Origin of the sequence: Mycolicibacterium houstonense (assembly GCF_900078665.2) — a bacterium.
Lineage (GTDB): Bacteria > Actinomycetota > Actinomycetes > Mycobacteriales > Mycobacteriaceae > Mycobacterium > Mycobacterium houstonense.
Map to the genome: position 1 here is coordinate 236,183 of NZ_LT546207.1, position 6,154 is coordinate 242,336.

General features: G+C 69.5%; 6 protein-coding genes and 1 pseudogene. 4 read left to right on the top strand and 3 right to left on the bottom strand.

Annotated elements, in window-relative coordinates:
- The 4 genes from cobA to BN4332_RS01225 all read left to right on the top strand — a co-directional run.
- Positions 1-755 (top strand): uroporphyrinogen-III C-methyltransferase (gene cobA, locus BN4332_RS01210; protein ID WP_074132934.1); only part of this gene is annotated, 755 nt, incomplete at its 5' end.
- Between the two features lie 33 nt (positions 756-788).
- On the top strand, positions 789-2,309 hold the full coding sequence (locus BN4332_RS01215) for an MFS transporter (RefSeq protein WP_066896491.1): 1,521 nt from the start codon (positions 789-791) through the stop codon (positions 2,307-2,309).
- A 24-nt stretch (positions 2,310-2,333) separates the two neighbouring features.
- Positions 2,334-2,996, top strand: coding sequence for a 4a-hydroxytetrahydrobiopterin dehydratase family protein (locus BN4332_RS01220; protein ID WP_066896494.1), 663 nt, complete (start codon positions 2,334-2,336; stop codon positions 2,994-2,996).
- 24 nt (positions 2,997-3,020) lie between these two features.
- Positions 3,021-4,784, top strand: a complete 1,764-nt coding sequence (locus BN4332_RS01225; protein ID WP_066896497.1) for a proline--tRNA ligase — start codon at positions 3,021-3,023, stop codon at positions 4,782-4,784.
- 36 nt (positions 4,785-4,820) lie between these two features.
- Here BN4332_RS01225 and BN4332_RS01230 read toward each other — a convergent pair whose 3' ends face one another.
- From BN4332_RS01230 to BN4332_RS35320, 3 genes and pseudogenes are all read right to left on the bottom strand, one after another.
- On the bottom strand, positions 4,821-5,441 hold the full coding sequence (locus BN4332_RS01230) for an antibiotic biosynthesis monooxygenase (RefSeq protein ID WP_066896500.1): 621 nt from the start codon (positions 5,439-5,441) through the stop codon (positions 4,821-4,823).
- 143 nt (positions 5,442-5,584) lie between these two features.
- Positions 5,585-6,064, bottom strand: coding sequence for a ferritin-like domain-containing protein (locus BN4332_RS01235; RefSeq protein WP_066896503.1), 480 nt, complete (start codon positions 6,062-6,064; stop codon positions 5,585-5,587).
- Positions 6,061-6,154, bottom strand: a pseudogene (locus BN4332_RS35320) (hypothetical protein); the annotation flags it as partial. The gene BN4332_RS01235 and the pseudogene BN4332_RS35320, both read right to left, overlap by 4 nt.

The following is a 6,154-nucleotide window of genomic DNA, read 5'->3' on the forward strand; positions in this document are numbered from 1 at the left end:
CCGCCGATGCCGGCGAGGAGCCGGGGGAGGCGCCCAGAGGCGTGGCGCTGGTCGGTGGCGGCCCGGGCGATCCCGAGCTGATCACCGTGCGCGGACGGCGACTGCTGGCCCGCGCCGACGTCGTGGTCGCCGACCGGCTCGCTCCTCAGGAGTTGCTCGCAGAACTCGGACCCCATGTCGAGGTGATCGACGCGGCCAAGATCCCGTACGGCCGGGCGATGGCGCAGGAAGCGATCAACGAGCTGTTGGTCGACCGGGCCCGCGCAGGCAAGTTCGTGGTTCGCCTCAAAGGCGGCGATCCGTTCGTCTTCGCGCGCGGGTACGAAGAGGTGCTGGCCTGCACCGAGGCCGGGATCCCGGTCACCGTCGTCCCCGGTGTGACCAGTGCCATATCGGTGCCCGCGCTGGCCGGGGTGCCGGTCACCCACCGCGGCATGACGCACGAGTTCGTGGTGGTCAGCGGCCACGTTGCGCCCGGGCACCCCGAATCGTTAGTGAATTGGGATGCGCTGGCGGCGATGAGCGGCACGATCGTGCTGCTGATGGCCGTCGAGCGGATCGAGCTGTTCACCAAGGCGTTGCTGGACGGCGGCCGACCTGCGGATACCCCGGTCCTGGTGGTGCAGCACGGCACCACCGTCGCGCAGCGCACCCTGCGGGCCACCCTCGGCGACGCGCCCGACCGGATCCGTGAGGAAGGCATTCGACCTCCGGCGATCATCGTGATCGGGCCCGTGGCGGCCTTCGCCGGTTAAAGGATTCTTAAGATTCCGGTAAGGTGACCCGGTATGACGGCACTCAACGACGCCGAGCGCCAGGGCCTGGCGGCCCGCCTCCCGTCCTGGTTCCCGTCCTGGGGCTTCCTCTCCGCGGTGATCGCGATCGGCGGCATGCAGCTGCTGGCCACCATGGACAGCACGGTCGCGATCGTCGCGCTGCCCAAGATCCAGGACGAGCTCAGCCTTTCCGACGCCGGGCGTAGCTGGGTCATCACCGCCTACGTTCTGACCTTCGGCGGCTTGATGCTGCTGGGCGGACGGTTGGGCGACACCATCGGCCGCAAGCGCACCTTCATCGTCGGCGTCGCGTTGTTCACCATCGCCTCGATCCTGTGCGGCATCGCCTGGAACGAAGCCACCCTGGTGATCGCCCGCCTGCTGCAGGGTGTCGGCGCGGCCATCGCATCGCCCACCGGTCTCGCGCTGGTCGCCACCACCTTCCCGAAGGGGCCGGCCCGTAACGCCGCCACCGCGGTGTTCGGTGCGATGACCGCCATCGGCTCGGTCATGGGTCTGGTGGTCGGTGGCGCGCTGACCGAGGTGTCGTGGCGGTGGGCCTTCCTGGTCAACGTGCCGATCGGCCTGGTGATGCTCTACCTCGCCCGCACCGCGCTGCGCGAGACCAACCGCGAGCGGATGAAGCTCGACGCGGCAGGCGCGCTGCTGGCGACCCTGGCGTGCACCGCGGCGGTGTTCGCCTTCACCCAGGGGCCCGAAAGCGGCTGGCTGGCGCCGATCACGCTGGGCTCCGGGGCGGCGGCCGCGGTCTTCGGTATCGCCTTCCTGATCGCCGAACGCAGCGCCGAGAACCCGGTGGTGCCGTTCGACCTGTTCCACGAGCGCAACCGGGTGGCCACGTTCGCGGCGATCTTCCTGGCCGGCGGTGTGCTGTTCACCCTGACCGTGCTGATCGGCCTCTACGTGCAGGACATCCTCGGATACAGCGCGCTGCACGCCGGCATCGGCTTCATCCCGTTCGTGATCGGTATGGGTATCGGCCTCGGCGCCTCCTCGCAGATCGTGCGGTTCTTCCAGCCGCGGCTCGTGGTCATCGGCGGCGGCATCCTGGTCCTCGGCGCGATGCTGTACGGCTCGACCCTGCACGCCGGTATCCCGTACTTCCCGAACCTGGTGGTTCCCATCACGATCGGCGGCATCGGCATCGGCATGATCGTGGTGCCGCTGACCCTGGCGGCCATCGCCGGCGTCGGCTTCGACCGCATCGGCCCGGCCTCGGCCATCGCGCTGATGCTGCAGAACCTCGGTGGTCCGCTGGTATTGGCCATCATCCAGGCCGTCATCACCTCACGCACCCTGTACCTGGGCGGCATCACCGGCCCGGTCAAGGACATGAACGGCCCGCAGCTGGCGGCGCTCGACGCCGGCTACACGTACGGGCTGCTGTGGGTGGCCGCGGTCGCGGTCCTGGTCGGCGGCGCGGCGTTGTTCATCGGCTACACCTCCGAACAGGTGGCGCACGCCCAGGAAGTCAAGGACGCGATCGATGCCGGGGAGATCGAGGTCGACTGATCTCGCGGCGGTAGGTGCACCACGATGAACCGAGGACAGATCTCCGAGGCCATCAACCCGCTGGGCTGGCGCCTGGTGCTGGGAGCGGTGTGCACCGAGGTCCTGGTGCCGTCGATGGCCGACGCGGCGGCAGCCGCGGGCCATGCCGTGCGGGCCGCCGGTGCCGATGCGGCACAGCACCTTTCGATCGACATCCGCAGTGACCGGGCGGTGCTGCGGCTGTGCTCGCGCGACGCGGGCACGGTGACCGGGCGGGACCTGGAGCTGGCCAGGGAGATATCGCAGACCTTGGCCGAGCGTGGTTTCGAGCTGAACGCCGGGCCCGGCGCGATCCAGGCGGTCGAGATCGCGATCGACGCCCTCGACATCGACGCCGTGCGCCCATTCTGGAAGGCCGTCACCGGCTACGTCGACGAGCCGGGCAACCCCGATCTCAATGCCGGCCTGGCCGATCCGTTCGGCCGCGGTCCCGCGATCTGGTTTCAGCAGATGGATGCGCCGCGACCACAGCGGAATCGGATCCACCTCGACATCGACGTCCCACACGACGCGGCGCAGGCCCGCGTCGAGGCGGCGCTGGCCGCCGGCGGCCGGTTGGTCAGTGACCGCGTGGCGCCGCGCTTCTGGGTACTGGCCGACGCCGAGGGCAACGAGGCCTGCATCTGTACCTGGCAGGGCCGTGACTGACGACACGCTCTAGGGTTGTCGCCTGTGATCACCCGTATGTCCGAGCTGTTCCTGCGAACCCTGCGCGACGACCCCGCTGATGCCGAGGTGCCCAGCCACAAGCTACTGATCCGCGCCGGCTATGTCCGTCCGGTCGGCCCCGGTATCTACAGCTGGCTTCCGCTGGGCCTGCGGGTGCTGCGCCGGATCGAGAAGATCGTGCGGGAAGAGATGGACGCGATCGGCGGCCAGGAGATCCTGTTGCCCGCGCTGCTGCCGCGGGCACCGTACGAGACCACCAACCGGTGGACCGAGTACGGCGACACCCTGTTCCGCTTGCAGGACCGGCGGGGCAACGACTACCTGCTCGGGCCGACGCACGAGGAGATCTTCACCCTGACGGTCAAGGGGGAGTACTCGTCCTACAAGGACTTCCCGGTGATCCTTTACCAGGTCCAGACCAAGTACCGCGACGAGGCACGTCCGCGCGCGGGAATCCTGCGTGGTCGCGAGTTCGTGATGAAGGATTCGTACTCGTTCGACGTCGACGAGGACGGCCTGAAGAACGCCTACCACGCGCACCGCGAGGCGTACCAGAAGATCTTCGGCCGCCTCGGTGTGCGCTACGTGATCGTGTCGGCGGTCTCGGGCGCGATGGGCGGCAGTGCCTCCGAGGAGTTCCTGGCCGAGAGCGAGGTCGGTGAGGACACGTTCGTGCGCTGCCTGGAATCCGGCTACGCCGCCAACGTCGAAGCCGTGATCACCCGCGCCCCCGCGCCGCTGCCGATCGAGGGCCAGCCCGCCGCGCAGGTGCACGACACCCCGGACACCCCGACCATTGCCACCTTGGTCGACTGGGCCAATTCGGCTGAGCTGGAACAATTCTCGGGCCGAGAGGTGACTGCCGCCGACACCCTCAAGAACGTTCTGCTCAAGGTCCGTGAGCCGGGCGGCGAGTGGGAGCTGCTGGCCGTCGGCGTGCCCGGCGACCGCGAGGTAGACGAGAAGCGTCTCGGCGCGGCACTTGAGCCCGCCGAGTTCGCGCTGCTCGACGACGCCGACTTCGCCAAGAACCCGTTCCTGGTCAAGGGTTATGTCGGGCCGAAGGCGTTGTTGGACAACGGGGTTCGCTATCTCGTCGATCCGCGGGTGGTGGACGGTACGGCCTGGATCACCGGTGCCGACGCCCCCAACAAGCACGTGGTCGGCCTGGTCGCGGGCCGTGACTTCACCCCCGACGGCACGATCGAGGCCGCCGATGTCCGCGACGGCGATCCGTCTCCCGACGGCGCCGGTGTGCTGACCTCGGCGCGGGGCATCGAGATCGGCCACATCTTCCAGCTGGGCCGCAAGTACGCCGATGCCTTCACCGCCGACGTGCTCGGCGAGGACGGCAAGCCGGTGCGGTTGACGATGGGGTCCTACGGCATCGGGGTGTCTCGCATGGTCGCGGTGATCGCCGAACAGCAGCACGATGAGCTCGGCCTGCGCTGGCCGTCGTCGGTCGCGCCTTTTGACGTGCACGTGGTCGTGGCGAACAAGGACGACGCCGCACGCACCGGAGGCGCCGAACTCGCCGCCGCGCTGGACCGGCTCGGCCACGAGGTGCTGTTCGACGATCGCAAGGCCTCGCCCGGCGTGAAGTTCAAGGACGCCGAACTGCTGGGCATGCCGTGGATCGTGGTGGTCGGCCGCGGTTTCGCCGATGGCGTGGTGGAACTGCGCAACCGGTTCACCGGTGAGAACCGCGAGATCGCCGTCGCCGACGCGGCGACGGAGATCTCGGCAGCGATCAGCGCGGCCGGCTGACCGTGACGGCCTGAGGGCTTGGGCCGAAGCTCCGGCTCACGCCGACTCGGGCACCCGAAGATGGGCGAGGGCCAACTCGAATTCGCATTCGTCCGTCTCCTCGGCGCCGATGTCGCGGATCGCCGAAGCCTTCAGCGCATTGGCCCGGTCCCTGCTCCGTTCCATCGCTTCGCGGCTGTCGAACGACGCACACGACACGCCTCGCCCCGATGCGCGGTCGATCATCAGGCTGGCGCTGCAGAACCCGTCGAGGTCCTCCAGCGCGGGCAGCACGGCCGCCTTGTAGTGCTCGATGCCTCCGTCGATCTGGCCCGGCTCCAGCTTTGCCCATGTCGCGCGGACGCAGACACCCTCGTGGGTGCGATGGTCGCGGTGCAAGACCGCGATCTCCCACTCTTCGACGGTGGCGGTACCCCCGAACGCCTCGGCCGCGCGGGCCCGTAGCTGTGCGGCTCGCTCGGCGCTCGCGTGCATCGCGTCCTCGGTCTCCCACGCGGTGGTGGCGATGCATCGGCAGGATTCACGATCGACCAACAACGAGATGCCGACGCAGCCGTCGATCTCCCGTATCGCGGGCATGACCTCGTCGCGAACATGCGCAATACCGGCGTCGATCGCCTCGGGTTGCGCCTGGACAGTGGTAGAGCGTGCGTACACGATCCACCCCCTTTGTTCGGGGCAGCGCCCCGGTGGCGCCACCGGTCCGGCCTCTACCTTTCTCGCGGCGAGCGACCGGTGCAATGGGCACCGCGGGATCAATTACCGGGTGCAACGACAGCGATCCGGAGCGGACGCCGGACCTATTCGCCGCCGCCGGGGAAGGCGACCGTCACGGGCCAGGTGTCGGTGATGGCGCGCCACTTGGCGGCGGTGACGGCCGACTGGGTCAGTGCGGTCACCGCGAAGGCACGGTCCTCGTCGCTGGTGGCCTGTTCGAGCACCGCGCGCCAGGCCACCGCGGTGTCCTCCTCCATGCGGATGGCGAGATTGGCGGCGTCGGTCGGATCCGTCACCGGCCCGGGCAACTGGTAGCCGGCCGCCGGTAACGGTGGGGTGACCGAGCGGGCGTCGAGCAGGGCCATGGCGTCTTCGCGACGCGCGCGGTGCTCGGCCATCGCGGTGGCCACCAGGGCGTTCTCCTCGACGGTCGAGTGGGCCGACACCAGCCCGTAGCCGTAGATGGCCCCGTGCTCGACGGCGACCGCGTCGAACAGCGCGGCGTCGGCGGCGGTGCCGGGCCGGGTCGGCGAGGTGGTCGAGCGTGGTCCGGGTGAGGTCACAGGGCAGCTCCCAGCGCGACGGTGTGGGCGGCGGTACACGAGGCCGCGATGGACCCGAGCAGGCCGGCGCGGTAACCCGAGAGCGTGCGG